Origin of the sequence: Sphaerisporangium sp. TRM90804, assembly GCF_029846175.1 — a bacterium.
GTDB lineage: Bacteria > Actinomycetota > Actinomycetes > Streptosporangiales > Streptosporangiaceae > Sphaerisporangium.
The window spans coordinates 135137-151697 of sequence record NZ_JARWAC010000016.1 but is presented as its reverse complement, the minus strand read 5'-3'; the positions used below and the strand labels follow the sequence as shown (position 1 = coordinate 151697).

Genomic DNA, 16561 nt, shown 5'->3' with positions numbered 1-16561 from the left:
AGGAATAGGCCTGCGCCGAAGGTGCCATTTCGGGGGTTGGCCAGCTCGGACGGTATTCAGGAACCGCGCGACGTGCCCGTGCAGCTATGCGGAGGGGATCGTGCGGGTGGCCTGGGTGGCGCGGCGCAGGCGGCCGTCGGGGGCCAGCTCGCCGAACAGGTAGATCTCGGTGGTGATGGCGCCGCCCTTACGCAGCTCCGCGGTGAGCCGGTAGCGGGCGGCGATCTGGTCACCGTCCACCAGGGCCTGCTCCACCTCGACACGGAGACCGGTGGCCCGGTTGCGGGCCGGGCGGATGTGGTCGAGCAGCCGCTGCCGGTCCAGCCGCACACCGTCGTTGACCAGCTCGTAGTCCGGCGTGTGGTAACGGTCCAGCACGGTCGCCGGATCCTCGTCGCCCAGCCCCGCCTCCTGCGGATAGCGGGTCAGATAGCCGGTCAGATCGGTGCGGGGCGTCATTCGATCTCCTTGAAATCAACTTAACTTTGACATCGCGTCTACGATAACGCCCGGTGGTAGCTTAGACAACGTGTCAGAGATAGCCGGCCGCCGGAGCCGGCGGCGGCGTTCGGACGCCGAGCGCAGCGCCGCCGCCGTACTCGACGCCGCCGTCCAGGTGCTCGGCCGGCAGCCGGATGCGAAGGTGGAACAGGTCGCCGCCACGGCCGGCGTCACCCGCCAGACCGTGTACGCCCACTACCCGTCCCGAACGCTGCTGGTGGCCGCGGTCGTCGACCACATCACCGCCGAAGCCGTAGCCGCACTGGACGTCGCCGACATGGAGAGCGGCACCGCCACTGAGGCGCTGCTGCGCTGGCTGGACGTCACCTGGCGGCTGTTCGACCGGTACCCGCTGCTCCTGCATCCCTCGGTGGCCGCCGCCGGCCCGGCGGAGTCCGACCGCCGGCATGCCGCGGTCGTCGAACGCCTCGAGAAGCTGATCAGGCGCGGCCAGGCCGCCGGCGAGTTCGACGGCACCCTCAGCCCTGCCTGGCTGGTCTCCGCGACCATCGCGCTCGGTCACGCGGCCGGCGGCGAGGTCGCCGCCGGCCGCGTGACCACCGAACAGACGGCGGCGGCACTCCGCCACAGCGTCCTGCGCGTGTACGGCGCCCGTGAGCCCTGATCAGCGGCTGGTGTTCGGTCAGGGCTGGGCCGCGCGGGCGGTCTGGTTGGCCCATTTGTAGTCGGCCTTGCCGGAGGGGCTTCGGACCATCCGGGGGACGAAGACGTAGGTGCGGGGGACCTTGTAGCCGGAGAGGCGTTCGCGGCAGTGGGCGTCGAGGTCTTCGGGGGTGGGGGCGACGCCCTCGCGGGGTTCGACGACGGCGGCGACGCGGGTGCCCCAGCGGGGGTCGGGCAGGCCGGTGACGACGGCGTCGAAGACGGCGGGGTGGCCCTTGAGCACCGCCTCGACCTCCTCGGGGAAGACCTTCTCCCCGCCGGTGTTGATGCACTGCGAGCCGCGGCCGAAGACCAGGATGGTGCCGTCGTCCTCGACCCTGGCCAGGTCTCCGGTGAGCAGCCAGCGGGTGCCGTCGGGGGTGGTGACGAAGGTCGCCGCCGTCTTCTCGGGGTCGTTGTAGTAGCCGAGGGCGATGTTCCCGGCCTTGGCGACGGTGCCCATCTCGCCCGAGCCGGGCTTGACGGGCGTCAGGGTGGCGTCCAGGACGGCCAGGCGCGCGGTGTTCTTCGGCTGGTACTTGAGGCCGGACTCCGGCGAGGAGCCGGCCACGGCCGAGGCCGTGTAGCCCGACTCTGTCGTGCCGAAGCTGTCGATGATCATCACACCGGGCAGCAGCTCGCCCAGCCGTTCGCGCACCGTCCCGCTCAGAATGGCGCCGGTGGAGCTCAGCGCGAACAGCGAGGACAGGTCGTAGGACCCGGCGGCGATCTCGTCGGCGAGCGGGCGGGCCATCGCGTCGCCGGTGATGTTGAGCGTGAGCACCCTCTCGCGCTCGACGGCGCGCAGCACCTCGGCGGCGTCGAACCTGCGGGTGTAGACGACCGTCCCGCCCAGGAACCAGGTGACGAACGTGCCCATCTGCCCGGCGCCGTGCATCAGCGGGGCTGCCGGCATCATGATGATCGGCCCGTTGGCCCGCGCCGTCTCGACGACCTGTCCCGGCTCGCTGAGCGGCTCCCCCTGCGGGTTGCCGCCGCCGAACGCCATGAACAGGTCGTGCATGCGCCACATGACGCCCTTCGGCATGCCCGTCGTGCCGCCGGTGTAGATGATGTACAGGTCGTCGCCGGACCGCTTGGTGTAGACGTCGCGCCCCGCCGCCCGCCCGGCGACGGCCTCCTCGTACGGCACCGCGCCCTTGACGTCCGACGGGCCGCCCACCGAGACGAGCGTCTCCAGCTTCGGGCACTCGGCCGCGACGGCGGCCACGCGGGCGCCGAACTCCGCGTCGAACAGCAGCAGCGCGATATCGGAGTCGGTGTACAGGTAACGCAGCTCGGCCTCGACGTACCGGTAGTTGACGTTGACCGGCACCGCCCTGATCTTCAGCACGGCCAGCAGCCCGGCCACGTACTCGATGCCGTTGTAGAGCTGGAACCCGACGTGCGCCCCCGGCCCGATGCCGCGTTCCAGAAGGAAACGCGCCAGGCGGTCGGCGTGCGCGTCGAGCTCGGCGTAGGTCATGCGGCGGTCGCCGCAGACCACGGCCACGCGGTCCCCGATCGCGTCGGCCAGGCCCTCGAACAGATCGGCGTGGTTGAACTCCATCGGGGACACTCCTCACATCTCGGTGCCGCCTGCCCTCACGGCCTGTCGCTCCCGACGATCCACATGGCGAAGAACTGCGCCCCTCCGCCGTACGCGTGCCCGAGCGCCCGGCGCGCCCCGTCGACCTGGTGCTCGCCGGCCAGGCCCCTGACCTGGAGCGCGGCCTCGGCGAACCGGATCAGCCCCGAGGCGCCGATCGGGTTGGAGCTGAGCACCCCGCCCGAGGCGTTCCACGGGATGTCGCCGTCCAGGGCCGTGGCCCCCGACTCGGTGACCTTCCAGCCCTCGCCCTCGGCGGCGAAGCCGAGGTTCTCCAGCCACATCGGCTCGTACCAGGAGAACGGCACGTACACCTCGGCCACGTCGATCTCCCGCCGCGGGTCGGTGACGCCCGCCTGCCGGTAGACGTCGGCCGCGCAGTCCTTGCCGCCCTGCGGGTTCACGGTGTCCCGCCCCGCCCGGAAGATCGGCTCCGACCGCATGGCCGTCCCGTGCACCCACGCGGGCGTGCCGGTCACCTTGTGCTCGGCGGCCAGCACCATGGCGCAGGCGCCGTCGGACGACGGGCACGTCTCCAGGTAGCGGATCGGCTCCCACAGCATCGGCGTGGCCTCGACCATGGCCCGGTCGATGCCCGGGATCCGCAGGTGCGCGTACGGGTTCAGCAGCGCGTTGCGCCGGTCCTTGACGGCCACCAGCGTGCCGACGTGCTCGGGCGCGCCGGAGCGGCGCATGTACTCGCGGATGTGCGGCGCGAAGTACCCGCCGGCGCCGACCACCAGCGAGGCGTTGAACGGCAGGTGGGTGGAGAGCGCCCAGGTGGCGTTGGACTCCGACTGCTTCTCGAAGGCGACCACGAGCACCCGCTCGTGCACGCCGCCCTGGATCAGCGAGGCCCCCACGAGCGCGGTCGAGCCGCCGACGCTGCCGGCGGTGTGGACGCGGGTCATCGGCTTGCCCGAGGCGCCCAGGGCGTCGGCGAGGTAGGCCTCGGGCATCATGACGCCCTCGAAAAGGTCGGGCGCCTTGCCGATGACCACGGCGTCGATGTCGCGGAACGTCAGCCCGGCGTCCTCCAGCGCCCGCAGCGCCGCCTCCCGCACCAGCCCGGCGATCGAGACGTCCTGCCGCCTCGTGCGGTACGCGGTCTGCCCGACCCCGATGACGGCGCAGCGGTTCCCCATGCTCAGGCCTCCAGGACGGTGACGAGGTTCTGCTGGAGGCACGGCCCGGACGACGCGTGCCCCACCACGCGGCCGGCGCGGCCGTCCAGGATCCTCCGCGCGGCCTCGCCGATGCGGATGAGCCCGGTCGCCATGACGGGGTTGGCGGCCAGCGGCCCGCCGGAGGGGTTGACCACGGCGTCCGGCGGGATGCCGAGCGCCTCGCGCAGGATGAGCTCCTCGTGGCTGAACTGCGTGTGCAGCTCCGCCACCTCCACCGGCCCCTTGCCGACCCCGGCGGCGCGCGCCGCGTCGGCGGCCGAGGCCGAGCGGGCCAGGTCGCGCATGCCCAGGTAGTGCGGCTCGGTGCGGTGCGCGATGCCGGCGATCCACGCGGGCCGCTCGGCCAGCTCCCTCGCCAGGTCGCCGGCCGCGAGCACCACGGCCGCCGCTCCGTCGGTGAGCGGCGCGACGTCGCTCGGGCGCAGCGGCTGGACCTCGAACTCCTCGTCCCCGGGGTCGGGCAGGTCGAGCGCGTACGGGTTGGCCCTGCCGTCCGCGCGGCTGCGCCGCACGATCTCGCGCAGCGCGGCGGGGTCGGCGCCCAGCGCACTGGCCTGCAGCGCGGCGGACGACACCTGGTCGAGGCCGAGCGGCGCCAGGTAGTACGGGTCGAGCTGGAGCGTCATGATCTCCCGCAGGTCGCCCAGGGACGACTTGCCGAAGCCGTAGACGAGGGCGGTGTCCACGTCGCCGTGCTGGAGCCGCACCCACGCCTCGTACAGCGCCCAGGCGGCGTCCATCTCGACGTGGCTCTCGGAGATCGGCGGCCAGGCGCCGAGGGCGTCCAGCGCGGAGACGAACGAGAACGGCGCCCCCGCCAGGTAGTCGCAGCTGCCTGAGCAGGTGAAGCCGAACCGGGACAGCCCGGAGACCTCCTTGACCTCCCGGATGATCGGCGCGATCAGCTCGGGCTCGGTCAGGCCCTCGTCGTGGCCGGTGTGCCTGGTCTGGGCGAACGCGACGACCGCCACCTCACGCACGCGGTTCTCCCCTCACGAGCCTGACGGTCACAGGTCGGCGTCGGGCTCGCCCGTGGGGGCGAACCATCGGATGTCGGTCATCGAGGCGGTGCGTTCCTCGGGCGGCACCCACACGGCCCGCACGCGCATGCCCTGGCGCGCCTGGTGGGCCGGGACGTCGCCGAGCAGGGCGATCATCGGGACGTCCGCGCCGTCGAGTTGGATGTAGGCGGAGACGAACGGCACCTCGGGCGCGCGCGGGTCGGGCAGGTTGTTGATCGCGAAGGTGGTGACCGTGCCGGTGCCCGGCAGCTCCCGCTCCTCGTCGATCGTGGAGCCGCACTCGGGGCAGGTCGTGCGGTACGGCACGTACACCTTGTCGCAGCGCGCGCAGCGGCCGGCCACGAAGACGCCGTCGCCGACCCCCCGCAGGAAGCGCGCCAGCGACTGCCCGGGCCGCACGCGGTACTCGGTGCGGATCGGCGCGGCCATCGTGGTGACCTCCGGGACGAAGCACGCTATGTCGGTCACGTGGCCGACGCGCTCGCCCTCCGGCTTCCAGCGGGGCCGCACCCGCAGCCCCGGCCGCATCGCCTTGGGCCCGGCCGCGTCCACCGCGTGCAGCAGCGCGGTGTCGGCGCCGTCCAGCTTCACCAGCGCCCAGGCGAACGGCCGGTCGAGCGGGTGCGCCTTGCGCGGCGTCCCCACCCACGCCCACGCCTGCACGGTGCCCGCCGGGCCCACCGGCACGTACTCGCCGGTCACCGGCTCACCGGTGGCCGGGTCGTACTCCAGCGGCGGCACCAGCACCCGCCCCTCGGCGGTGCGCACGCCGACGACGCGGCCCTCGCGCAGCTCGGTCAGGAACCGGCCGATCACCGGGCCGGTGGTGCGCGTGTAGCCGCCGGGGAACTCCAGGACGTGCTCGGCGACCCTCTCGCCGGGGTCAGATGGCACGGTCGCGGCCCTCCCAGTACGGATCGCGCAGCTTGCGCCGCAGCAGCTTGCCGTTCGGCTCGCGCGGCATCACCTCGACGAAGTCGATCGTGCGCGGCCACTTCATCCTGGCCAGCCGCCCCTCCAGCGAGCGCAGCAGCTCCTCGGCCAGCTCGGGCCCGGGCACGCAGCCGGGCGCGGGCTCCACGACCGCCTTGACCTGCTCGCCCCACTCGTCGTCCGGGACGCCGAACACGGCGACGTCGCCCACCTTGGGGTGGACGACCAGCTCGTTCTCCACCTCGGCCGGGTAGATGTTGGCGCCGCCGGAGATGATCATGTCGACCTTGCGGTCGCACAGGAACAGGAAGCCCTCGTCGTCGAGGTAGCCGATGTCGCCCACGGTGAAGTACTCGCGCAGCCGGTTCTCCGCCGTCTTGGCGGGGTCGCCCTTGTACTCGAAGCCCAGGCCGCTCATCTTCATGTAGACGGTGCCGCGCGTGCCGGCCGGAACGGGCCGGTGGTCGTCGTCGACGATCAGCAGCTCGCTGATCGGCCAGGCGGAGCCGACCGTCCCCGGGTGCTTGCGCCAGTCCTGGGGCGTGGCGATCGTGCCGCCGCCCTCGGTGGCCGCGTAGTACTCGTAGACGCAGTCGCCCCACCAGTCGAGCATCGCCCACTTGACCGGGACGGGGCACGGCGCGGCGGCGTGGATCATCCAGCGCAGCGACGACAGGTCGTACCGCGTGCGGACCTCCTGCGGCAGGGACAGCAGCCGCTTGAACTGCGTGGGCACCATGTGGGAGTTGGTCACCCCGTGCCGCTCGCAGAGGCGGAGCATCTCCTCGGCGTCCCACCGGTCCATGAAGACCAGCTTGTGCCCCATGTGCAGGGCCGTGCCGCCGAACTGGGTGACCGCGGTGTGGTAGTTCGGCGAGGTCACCAGGTGGACGTTGGGCGGGCCCGGCGTGATCCCGAACAGCCCCGGCAGGAACGACATCAGCTCGGCCGCGTCGTCGGGGTCCAGGCCGCTCAGCGGGCGCCTGACCCCCTTGGGCCGGCCGGTGGTGCCGGAGGTGTAGTGCATGGTGGCCCCGGCGGTGCGGTCGCCGGGCATCGTGTCCGGACGCCCGTCGGTGAGCTCGGACGCGGGGCGGAAGCCCTCGACGGCGCCGAACGCGAACCGGCGCCCGGGCTCCAGCGGCTCGGCTCCCCGCGCCCCCTCCGCCGCGTACCGCTCGTGCACGAAGAACGCCTTGGCCTCGCTGTCGGTGACGATGTAGGCGATCTCGGGGCCGGTCAGGTGCCAGTTCACCGGGGTGTAGTACCAGCCGGCCTGGAGCGCGGCCAGGTAGAGGACGAGGCCCTCCGCGCCGTTGGGCACCAGGCCGCAGAAGCCGTCCCCCGTGCGCAGGCCGAGGTCGCGCAGGCCGTGGACCAGGCGGTCGGCCCGGGCCAGCAGCTCGCCGGCCGTGTACTCGGTGCCGTCGGGGTCCACCGCCGCCACCCACGACGGATCCTGCCGCGCGAGCCTCCAGAAGCCGAGCGAGCCCATCGGAACTCCCCTGTCCACTCCGTCGTGACGTTCCCGGATGCCGCCGCAGTGAAGCACGCTCCAGAAGTCCCGACAAGCCCTGGTATATGAGCGGTTCGCGAACGAGAATCTGTTCTAGTTCGTTGCCGCAGACTAAACCCGGCGCAGCTTACCGAGCAAGCGCTTGATTGATAGCGGCGCCCGGCCGTCCCGCGGCCGCGAGCGCCCGCCGAGAAGGGGTCGCCATGGATCTCCTGCCCATCAGCACGCCGCACTGCCGCGTCGAGCGGGACGGCCACGTCGTCGTGGTCACGATGGACCGTCCCGAGGCCAGGAACGCCCTGTCGCAGGACATGCTGGTCGGGCTCGCCGAGGCCTGGGCCTACGTCTCCGCCGAGCCCGGCGTGCGGGTGGGCATCCTGACCGGCGCGAACGGCACCTTCTGCGCCGGCGCCGACCTCAAGGCGATGGGCACCCCCTCGGCGGACCCGCGCGTCGCCGAGCGCGCGAAGCAGATCCCCGACGTCCACTGGAAGGGCCTGCTGCGCGACGAGGGCGCCCTGCCCACCAAGCCGATCATCTGCGCGGTCGAGGGGTACGCGGTGGCGGGCGGCACCGAGCTGCTGGTCGGCACCGACCTGCGCGTGGTCGCCGAGTCGGCCACGCTCGGGCTGTTCGAGGCCAGGCGCGCGCTGTTCCCCATGGGCGGCAGCGCCGTGCGGCTGCCGCGCCAGATCCCCTACGCGTTCGCCATGGACCTGCTGCTCACCGGCCGCGCGGTCACCGCGCGCGAGGCGCTGGCGATGGGCCTGGTCAACCAGGTCGTGCCGGACGGCGGCGCGCTGGCCGCCGCCCGCGAGCTCGCCGACCGGGTGGCCGCCTGCGGCCCGCTGGCCGTCCAGGCGATCCTGCGCGCCTACCGGGAGACGCTCGGCATGGCCGAGGCCGAGGCGCTCAAGGTCTCCGACGCCATCGGGTGGCCGGTGATCGGCTCGGAGGACGCTGGGGAGGGCTCGCTCGCCTTCCGCGAGAAGCGCCCGCCCGTCTACCGCGGCAGGTGACCGGCCGGCCCTCGCGAGGGGCCGGCGCCGGGAGCCCCGGCCGGTCACGTCATCCGTCGCCGGTGAGGCGGCCCAGGCGCTCGACGGCCTCGACGTACTCCTCGACCAGGTCGAAGACGACGTCCTTGGCCGGCCTGACGCGGTTCATGGCGCCGATGATCTGCCCGGCGGGGAAGGTCGCCAGCTCGGTGGCGTCGGAGGCGCCGATGCGGCGCAGCGCGCCGGAGATCAGCATGAACTGCAGCGGCATCGGCAGCGTGCCCGGCGACTCCTGCGACTCCCAGGCGTCGGTCCAGGCGTTCTTCAGCAGGCGGGCGGGCTTGCCGGTCCACGAGCGCGACCGCACGGTGTCGCGGGAGGTCGCCCGCAGGATGCTGTCCCGCGCCACCTGCGGCGTGTCGGCCTCCTCGACGGTGAGCCACAGCGAGCCGGTCCAGGCGCCTTCGGCGCCCAGGGCCATGCCGGCGGCCATCTGACGGCCCGACCCGATGCCGCCGGCGGCCAGCACGGGGACGTCCACGGCGTCCACGACCTGCGGGATCAGCACCATCGTGGAGATCTCGCCGGTGTGCCCGCCGGCCTCGGTGCCCTGGGCCACCACCACGTCCACGCCGACCTCGACCTGCTTGACCGCGTGGCGCGGCGTGGAGGCCAGCGCGGCCACCTTGACGCCGTGGGAGTGCGCCAGCTCGACGACGTCGCGCGGCGGCGGGCCCAGCGCGTTGGCGAGCAACGCGATCGGATGCCGCAGGGCGGTCTCGACCTGGGGACGCGCGGTGGCGTCGGTCCAGCCGAGCAGCACGCGCCCCGCCTCGGCGTCGGCGGCCGCCTCGGGGACGCCGTGCCGGGCCAGCAGGTCGTCGACGAAGCGGCGGTGGCCCTCGGGGATCATGCCCTGGAGCCGGCTGACCAGCTCGGCCGGGGAGTCGACGCCGAAGTCGTCCCCGGCGTACGAGGCGGGCATCACGACGTCCACGCCGTACGGCTTGCCGTCGACGTGGTCGTCGATCCACTTGAGCTCCACCTCCAGCTCCTCGGGAGTGAAGTAGAGGGCCCCGAGCACGCCCATGCCGCCGGCGCGGCTGACCGCTGCGACGACGTCCCGGCAGTGACTGAAGGCGAAGATCGGCAGTTCGATGCCGAACATGTCGGTGACGCGTGTCCGCATGGCTCGAATGTACGACCGCGCCACCCGAACTGCAACGTGTTCTATCTACAATCCCCGCCGCGGACCGACGGCCGTCGACGGGTTTCCGCTAAAGCCGCGCGCACGCGTTGATAACCCGTTTCAGCGAGCGGCGAGAAAGCGCGGAGCGGCGTGCCGAAAGGGCCGCGGCGCGCCGCCGCGGCCCGTTCTCGCCGGGGTCAGATCCGGGCGCGGCGGCTGGACCGCCAGCGCGCCACCACCAGCAGGCCCGCGATCACGAAGACCAGGCCGACGATCAGCAGGATCAGCGGGACGGTGACCTTGAGCAGGTTGATCTGGCCCTTGGCGTCGACGGCCTTGGCCACCAGCTCGCCGACGGTGGCGGGCGTCATCCTCGCCGTGGCCACGAAGGCGACCGACCGCTCGACCCCGTCCTCGGTCTTGAGCACCTCGTGGCGCTGCTGCTCCTGCTTGACCGGGACGCCGCTCGTCGGCTCGACCCAGTAGGTGACCACGCCGTCGTAGAAGCGCTCCACCTGCACGTCGCCCGACTGGGTCATCCCCAGCACCGAGGCCGGGGCGGTGAGGGTCTGCGTCCGGGTCTGCGGGACCGACTGCTCGAACTTGTAGACGGCCAGGCCGTTGACGGTCTCCTCGCCCACGAACCGGGCCTCGAACGCCTGGCGGGCCGTCCCGTTGAAGACCTTGTACGCCTTCTTCTGGGTGCCGAACGGGAACAGGTAGACCTGGCCGGAGAGGTTCACCGGCTCTTTCTCGACATTGGAGCCGCAGCAGTTCACGCCCTCGCCGGTATACCTGTTGAAGGCGCTGCGGCGCTGGTTGAAAGAGATGCCCTGCCGGTTGTTGGTCACGTCGTTCACGGCCGTGAACTCGTCCCAGACGACCTGGTCGCCGGTTGCCGCCGCGACGTCGCCGCGGGTGGTCACCGTGATGTCGAGGTTGCCGGTGAGAACCTTCAGGTCCCCGGTGCTGAAGTACTGCGCGTCCTCCGCCTGGAGCTTCGTGACCACGTACTGGTCGGCCGGGGCCGAGATCAGCCGGTCGGCCGCGTAGAAGCGCATCAGCGGTGCGAGCGTGACTAGGAACGCCCCGATCGTTATGAGCACGATTCCGGTGATACGCCGCATCCGATTCCTCCGCGGTTCCGGCAGCTGGCCTGTACTAGGACATTGCGTCTAATAGCGTCTGCGTAGACCGCGATCGTAGTGCGCGGGGTGTGCCACGTCACCAGCCCGCCACAAAATTGATGGAAACGAGTTCTACCTGCGGGAGGACGTGTATCCCGGCCGCCAGCGCGAGCGCCAGCAGGCCGATGAAGACCTGCAGCGGCCGGTCGCGCAGCGCCAGCTCCTCCGGCTCCTCGCCGGCGCCGCGGTCGACCAGCAGGTTGTGCCGCAGCACGATGAGCAGGAACGGCACGATGCTGGCGGCGTACGCCACCGCCGCCGCGCCCGTCCCCTGCCGCAGCGCCCACAGGCAGTACGTGACGATCATCGCGCCCGAGGCGATCGAGCGCACCTGCGACAGGTAGGCCGCCGAGTACCCGGCCAGCGTGCCACGGGTGCCCGCCGTCCCGTTCACCGCCAGCTCCACCTGACGCTTGCCGGCCACCACCTGCAGCGAGCCGAGCGAGATCACCACCAGGAACCAGCTGGTCGCCGGCACCTCCACCGCCACGGCCCCGGCGAACGCGCGCACCACGTGGCAGCCCGCCACGGCCACCAGGTCGACGACCACCTGGTGCTTGAGCCAGAAGGTGTAGCTCACGGCCAGGACGACGTACCCGGCCACGACGGCGGGCAGCTTCCAGCCCCCCGTGGCCGCCGCCGCGACCGGGGCCAGCGCCATCAGCGCGACGCCGAGGACGCGTGCCAGGCGCACCGGCACGACGCCGGCCGCGACCGGCCGGTGCCGCTTGACCGGGTGCAGCCGGTCGCGCGCGGCGTCGGCGGCGTCGTTCAGCAGGTAGGCGCCGCTCGCGGCCAGGCAGAACGCCACGAACGCCACGGCGGTGCGCCAGAGGCCGAACGGCGTGAACAGCGTGGCCGACGCCAGCGGGGCCGCCGTCACCAGCACGTTCTTGAGCCACTGCCGCGGCCGGCAGGCGGTGAGCAGGCCCCGGGCCAGGCCCGGGCGGGCCAGCGGCACGCCGCCCGCGACGGCCTGCTGTGGAACGTGGGGCATCGAGTCCTCCGCACGTGTCGGCGTGACCCTGCGGCCTTCGGTCCAGAATTTCGTTCTGTGGCCCGCCATGGTAGTGGCGGCCCCCGCTCGCGTCAGCGGCGCCCGGATAACGAAACGGAACACGTTCTAGTGCCGGATCATCCCCTAGCATGGCCTGCGTCCGCCCGCCCCGCAGCGATCGAGCCCTCATGCCAGACCCCTCCCCCGCGGCGCCGTTCCGCGCCGACCTCGCCCGGTCCGTGCGGCTGTTCCGCGCCTTCACCGCCGAGCAGAGCGACCAGGACCGCTACTACTCGCTCCTGGCGGCCGACACCGCGGCCCAGCTCGAACAGCACGTCCGCCTGGCGGGCAGGACGGTGCTGGACGTCGGCGGCGGGCCCGGGTACTTCGCGCGGGCCTTCGAGGCCAGGGGCGCGCGGTGCCTGCGCCTGGACGCCGACGCCGGCGAACTGGCCGGCACCGGGGCGCCGGCGGACGGCGGCGTGCTCGGCAGTGCGCTCGACCTGCCGGTGCGGGACGCCTCGGTCGACGTGTGCTTCTCCTCCAACGTGCTGGAGCACGTGCCCGACCCGTGGCGCATGTGCGCCGAGATGGTGCGCGTCACCCGGCCGGGCGGCGTCGTCTACCTGGCCTACACCAACTGGCTGTCCCCGTGGGGCGGGCACGAGACCTCGCCGTGGCACTACCTCGGCGGGCACCGGGCCGCCCGCCGGTACGAGCGCGTCCACGGAAGGCCGCCCAAGAACAGGTACGGCCACAGCCTCTACCCGGTGTCGGTGGGCGCCGCCCTGCGGTGGGTGGCGCGCCGCGAGGACGTAGAGCCGCTGGCCGTCGCCCCGCGTTACCTGCCGGCCTGGGCCGGGCCGGTGGTGCGGCTGCCCGGCGTGCGGGAGATCGTCACCTGGAACCTGCTGCTGGTGCTGCGTCGCCGCTGAGCACCGCGTGGGCGGGCCCCCTGCCGCCGGCCGGGAGCCTGGACGCCCGCCGCAGCACCAGGGCCCCGGCCGCCAGCGCGATCGCTCCCAGCGCCAGCGCGCCGAGCGGAACGGTGACGGTGAGCGCGCGCACCTGGGCCCCGCCCCGCCGCGCCGTCGCCGCGTCGCCCGCCACCTGCTCGGCGGTGTGACGCAGCGTGCCCCGGAACACCGTGAGCCGCTTCTCGCCGTCCGCGGCGCGGTACTCCTGGTCGACGGCGCGCACGGCGTTCACCACGGTGCCCGTGAGCGGCTCGACCCAGTACGTCCTGGCGGCGCCGGTCCACAGCGTGACCGGGACGTCGTCCTCGCCCTCGGCGCCGAGCAGCTTCGGCGGCAGCGCCCGCGTCTGGCCGGGGGTGGGCGGCACCGCCGAGACGAAGCGGTACACGGCGAGCCCGTCCACGGTGTCGGCGCCGTCGAACCGCGCCGGGTAGGCGCGCTCGGTGAGGCCGTCCCACACCTGGTAGGTGCGCTTCTGGGTGCCGTGCGGCCAGGCGAACACCTGGCCCCGGTGGGCGGCCGGGCCGCGGTCGCCGGCGAACTCGCCGCAGCAGCTCACCGCCTCGCCGGTCCGGCGGTCGTGCGCGGCCCGCTCCTCGAAGTACAGCACCGGGGCGCCGTCGGCGGCGACCAGCGCGGTGAAGGAGTCCCACACCGCGAAGCCGTCCCCGCCCTGCCCTGCGTCGCCGCGGATCGTGGTGGTGCCGCGCACCGTCCCGGTGCGCACGGACACCGTCGCGGGGTCGAAGTAGGTGGCGCCGGCGGCCTCGGTGGCCACGACGGCGTAGTGGTCGAGCCGGGCGGCCGGGACCCGCTCGGCGACGTAGAAGCGCACCAGCGCGGCGCCGGTGAGCAGGAAGGCGCCGAGCACGACCAGGGCCAGCCCCGCTCCGCGCCGCATGCGACCTCCGCCTCCGCCGCCCTCGCCCGGGCCCGCCGCGCACCGTCCCAGGCCACCGGCCTCACCCCGACACCGTGCGTTAAAGTGTGCAAATCCTACGCGAGGCGGCTCAGGTTGGCCGAGACGATCACCGAGCGGCGGGCGGACGGCGTCCAGGAGCCTCCCCCGATCGGCGACCACCAGCGGGCCCTCGACGGCCTGCGGGCGGTCGCGGCCCTGGCCGTGCTCGCGCTGCACGTCGCCGCCACGACCGGGCAGGCCTACCAGGAGTCGCTCTTCGGCCGGCTGCTCGCGCGCGGCGACGTCGGCGTGCCGATCTTCTTCATCCTGTCGGGCCTGCTGCTCTACCGCCCGTGGGCGGCAGCGCTGCTGACGGGCGAGCCCGGCCCGCGCGTCCGCGTCTACCTGCTGCGGCGGGCCCTGCGCGTGCTGCCGGCCTACTGGGCCGTGGTGACGGCCGCGCTGCTGTTCTTCAGCCCCGAGCACACCCGGTCGCCGTGGACGTGGGCGCAGTGGTTCCTGCTGCTGCCCGTCTACGACCCCGACCCGTGGTGGCAGGGCTCGGGCCCCGAGGGCCTCTACCAGATGTGGACGCTGGCGATCGAGGTCGCGTTCTACCTGACGCTTCCCGTCATGGCCTGGCTGATCGCGAGGTACGCCCGCCGGGGCGGCGCGGACGCCGGCACGCGGGCGCGGCGGGCGCTCGCGGCGCTGGGCGCGCTGACCGCCCTGTCGGCCCTGTACCTGCTGGTCGTGTACGTGCCGCGCTGGAACCCGCAGGCCGGGGCGCTGCTGCCGAGGTACTGGGTCTGGTTCTGCCCCGGCATGGCGCTTGCGCTGGTCATCGCCTGGGCGCACGCCGAGCGCGGCGCCGACGGCCCCGTGCGCCGCTTCTGCCGCACGGTCGCCGCGTCGTGGGGCACGTGCTGGCTGATCGCCGCCGTGGTGTACGCCATGGCGAGCACGGAGCTCACCGGGCCCCGGGTGCTGGGCGTGGACACCTTCTGGTCGGCGTTCTTCCGCACCGTGCTCTACACCGTCGTCGCCGTGTTCCTCGTCGCGCCCGTGGCGCTGGCGCCCGGCTCGTCAACGCCGGCGGGCCGTGTCCTCGGCGGCGCCGTCCTGGGCTTCCTCGGCAGGATCTCCTACAGCGTCTTCCTGTGGCACGTGTTCGTCATCGCCGTCGTGTACCGCACGCTCGGCTGGGAGCAGCGGACCGGCGGGTTCTGGCCTGTCCTGGCCGCGGTCGTCCTGATCACCGTGGTCGTCGCCGCCGCGAGCCACCGGGTGGTCGAGGAGCCGTTCCGCGCCATCGGCCGGGCGCTCCCCGTGCGCGGGCGTGCCGGGGACTGACGGGGCGGGGACGCGCGGCAGGGCGGCGAGCAGCGCCGCGAGAACCGGCAGGGCGAGCAGCTGGGGCAGGACGTCGCCGGTCAGCGGGCCCTGGCCGCCGAACGCGAGCACGAGGCCCGCGGCGACCAGCCCGATGCCCGGGACCCACGGCGGCAACCCGCCGGACGGGCGCCCGCGCGCCCGCAGGCACGCGAACGTCGCAAGGGGCAGCAGCACCAGCCCGGCGAGGCCGGCCACCCACAGCCCGGCCGCCGCCGCGCCGGCGAGCATCAGCCTCGGGTCCAGCCCGGCCCAGGGCGCGGCCCGGCTCGCGCGGCGTCCGACGACCCGCAGCAGGGCGAAGAACAGCACCGGCACCAGGCCGCAGATGCCCGCGATGATCGTCCACCGGAACAGCGCGGCGGGGGTGAAGGTCAGCACCGCCGTCCCGGCGCTGCCCGCGGGCAGCGCCCACGCCTGCCGCCAGCCGTCGATCCGCACCGGCCGCAGCGCCCGCCCGCCGAGCGTGGCCCGCCAGCCGCGGTTGAAGTTCTCGTTCACGATCAGGTAGGAGGCCGCGGGGGCGGTGACGTCCACCGAGCGGGTGGTGCCGGTGAAGTCGCGCGCGACGGCGCTCCCCCCGGCCACCCGCGACGGCCCGGCCGGCCGGGCGTCGCCGACCACGGCGGAGTCCACCCGGAACGGGTCGAGCGCGGAGACGTACAGGCGGTTCTGACCGGCCGCCACCGGCGCCGGCTCGCACGCCTCGTACCGCAGCGGCCGGCCGGCGAGCACGTCGCCGTAGGTGCCGCTGGCCCGGGTGAGGAGCTGGGCGCCGTTGACCACGACGGTGGGGCCGAGCCCGCACCTCAGCGTCAGGCGGCCCGCCGCGATGTCGGGCAGCGGGTCCACGCCGGGGATGGCGACGTCGGTGACCTGCAACGGGCCGGCGGTGGAGAAGCGGATCCGCAGTCGGTCGGTGCGCAGGCGGGGGAAGGTCACCTCGCCGTCGTCGGCCAGCCAGCCGCCGCGCACCGAGCCGTCGGCGCCGGTGACGATCACCGAGGCGGGGGTACGGGCGGTCGGCGGGCGACGCACGGTGAGGCGGCTGAGGGTGCGCTCCCCCTTCCACCTGATGTCCAGCTCAGGCGCGGCGTCGCCGGTGGCGGCGACCCACGTGGTGCGGTCGTCGCCGTCGAAGGCCGAGCGGGCGCCGACGACCGGGTCGGGCGACCAGGCGCTGGAGCCGGTCACCGACGGCAGCGGCTCCGTCACGGTGTAGCGGGCGGCCAGCGCGGGGTCGCGAAGCGTGGCGTACCCCCACAGGCCCGGCGTCGCCGACCGGCGGGCGGTGAAGGTGTGGTCGAAGGCGCCGCCCTCCTCGCCTGGCTTGTCCAGCGACGGCCGGCACACCCAGCGCACCGGGCCGAGCATGCAGCCCCGCCCCTCGGGGCCCCGGGTCATCACCTGCGCGGTGTCCGCCCCGGGCGCGCCCGGGCCGGGGTCCGGCGAGACGTACGTGCGGGCGGGCAGCACCCCGGGGACGGAC

14 protein-coding genes are annotated in these 16561 nt (G+C 73.7%); 4 read left to right on the top strand and 10 right to left on the bottom strand.

Translation table 11 applies throughout. From position 1 onward, the window contains the following. Positions 1-84 precede the first annotated feature (84 nt). Positions 85-459: a nuclear transport factor 2 family protein gene (locus PYR91_RS21040; protein ID WP_279781991.1), complete on the bottom strand. Its 375-nt coding sequence runs from the start codon at positions 457-459 to the stop codon at positions 85-87. A gap of 70 nt (positions 460-529) precedes the next feature. Here PYR91_RS21040 and PYR91_RS21035 point away from each other — a divergent pair, with 70 nt between their 5' ends. Beyond that, complete coding sequence (locus tag PYR91_RS21035; protein ID WP_279781988.1) at positions 530-1126, top strand: TetR/AcrR family transcriptional regulator; 597 nt, start codon at positions 530-532, stop codon at positions 1124-1126. Positions 1127-1144: 18 nt separating this feature from the next. On the opposite strand, the gene PYR91_RS21030 is transcribed toward PYR91_RS21035, so the two are convergent. From PYR91_RS21030 to PYR91_RS21010, 5 genes are read right to left on the bottom strand one after another with little or no spacing between them, the layout of a single operon-like run. Then, positions 1145-2734: an acyl-CoA synthetase gene (locus tag PYR91_RS21030; protein WP_279781986.1), complete on the bottom strand. Its 1590-nt coding sequence runs from the start codon at positions 2732-2734 to the stop codon at positions 1145-1147. 35 nt (positions 2735-2769) lie between these two features. Continuing rightward, positions 2770-3918, bottom strand: coding sequence for a thiolase domain-containing protein (locus PYR91_RS21025; RefSeq protein WP_279781985.1), 1149 nt, complete (start codon positions 3916-3918; stop codon positions 2770-2772). Between the two features lie 2 nt (positions 3919-3920). Beyond that, the gene (locus tag PYR91_RS21020) at positions 3921-4940 is read right to left on the bottom strand and encodes a thiolase domain-containing protein (protein ID WP_279781983.1); all 1020 of its coding nucleotides are present in this window, start codon (positions 4938-4940) and stop codon (positions 3921-3923) included. Positions 4941-4967: 27 nt separating this feature from the next. Next, on the bottom strand, positions 4968-5876 hold the full coding sequence (locus PYR91_RS21015) for an OB-fold nucleic acid binding domain-containing protein (protein WP_279781981.1): 909 nt from the start codon (positions 5874-5876) through the stop codon (positions 4968-4970). After that, a complete protein-coding gene (locus PYR91_RS21010) occupies positions 5866-7410 on the bottom strand; it encodes an acyl-CoA synthetase (protein WP_279781979.1) in 1545 nt (514 codons plus the stop codon). The genes PYR91_RS21015 and PYR91_RS21010 overlap by 11 nt, the downstream gene beginning before the upstream one ends. Positions 7411-7634: 224 nt before the next feature. Between PYR91_RS21010 and PYR91_RS21005 the strand changes: the two genes are divergently transcribed. After that, positions 7635-8450 carry a crotonase/enoyl-CoA hydratase family protein gene (locus PYR91_RS21005; RefSeq protein WP_279781977.1) on the top strand — a complete coding sequence of 272 codons (816 nt, stop codon included), beginning with the start codon at positions 7635-7637 and terminating at the stop codon, positions 8448-8450. A 49-nt stretch (positions 8451-8499) separates the two neighbouring features. Here PYR91_RS21005 and PYR91_RS21000 read toward each other — a convergent pair whose 3' ends face one another. From PYR91_RS21000 to PYR91_RS20990, 3 genes are all read right to left on the bottom strand, one after another. Further along, positions 8500-9618: a nitronate monooxygenase family protein gene (locus PYR91_RS21000; RefSeq protein ID WP_279781975.1), complete on the bottom strand. Its 1119-nt coding sequence runs from the start codon at positions 9616-9618 to the stop codon at positions 8500-8502. A gap of 197 nt (positions 9619-9815) precedes the next feature. Next, complete coding sequence (locus PYR91_RS20995; RefSeq protein ID WP_279781973.1) at positions 9816-10724, bottom strand: DUF3068 domain-containing protein; 909 nt, start codon at positions 10722-10724, stop codon at positions 9816-9818. 118 nt (positions 10725-10842) lie between these two features. After that, a complete protein-coding gene (locus PYR91_RS20990) occupies positions 10843-11802 on the bottom strand; it encodes a decaprenyl-phosphate phosphoribosyltransferase (RefSeq protein WP_279781971.1) in 960 nt (319 codons plus the stop codon). A 188-nt stretch (positions 11803-11990) separates the two neighbouring features. Here PYR91_RS20990 and PYR91_RS20985 point away from each other — a divergent pair, with 188 nt between their 5' ends. Beyond that, a complete protein-coding gene (locus tag PYR91_RS20985) occupies positions 11991-12737 on the top strand; it encodes a class I SAM-dependent methyltransferase (RefSeq protein ID WP_279781969.1) in 747 nt (248 codons plus the stop codon). Here the strand turns inward: PYR91_RS20985 and PYR91_RS20980 are convergent. Continuing rightward, a complete protein-coding gene (locus PYR91_RS20980; RefSeq protein ID WP_279781967.1) occupies positions 12700-13680 on the bottom strand; it encodes a DUF3068 domain-containing protein in 981 nt (326 codons plus the stop codon). The genes PYR91_RS20985 and PYR91_RS20980 overlap by 38 nt on opposite strands. 84 nt (positions 13681-13764) lie before the next feature. Between PYR91_RS20980 and PYR91_RS20975 the strand changes: the two genes are divergently transcribed. Beyond that, a complete protein-coding gene (locus tag PYR91_RS20975; RefSeq protein WP_279781965.1) occupies positions 13765-15033 on the top strand; it encodes an acyltransferase in 1269 nt (422 codons plus the stop codon). Positions 15034-16561 lie beyond the last annotated feature (1528 nt).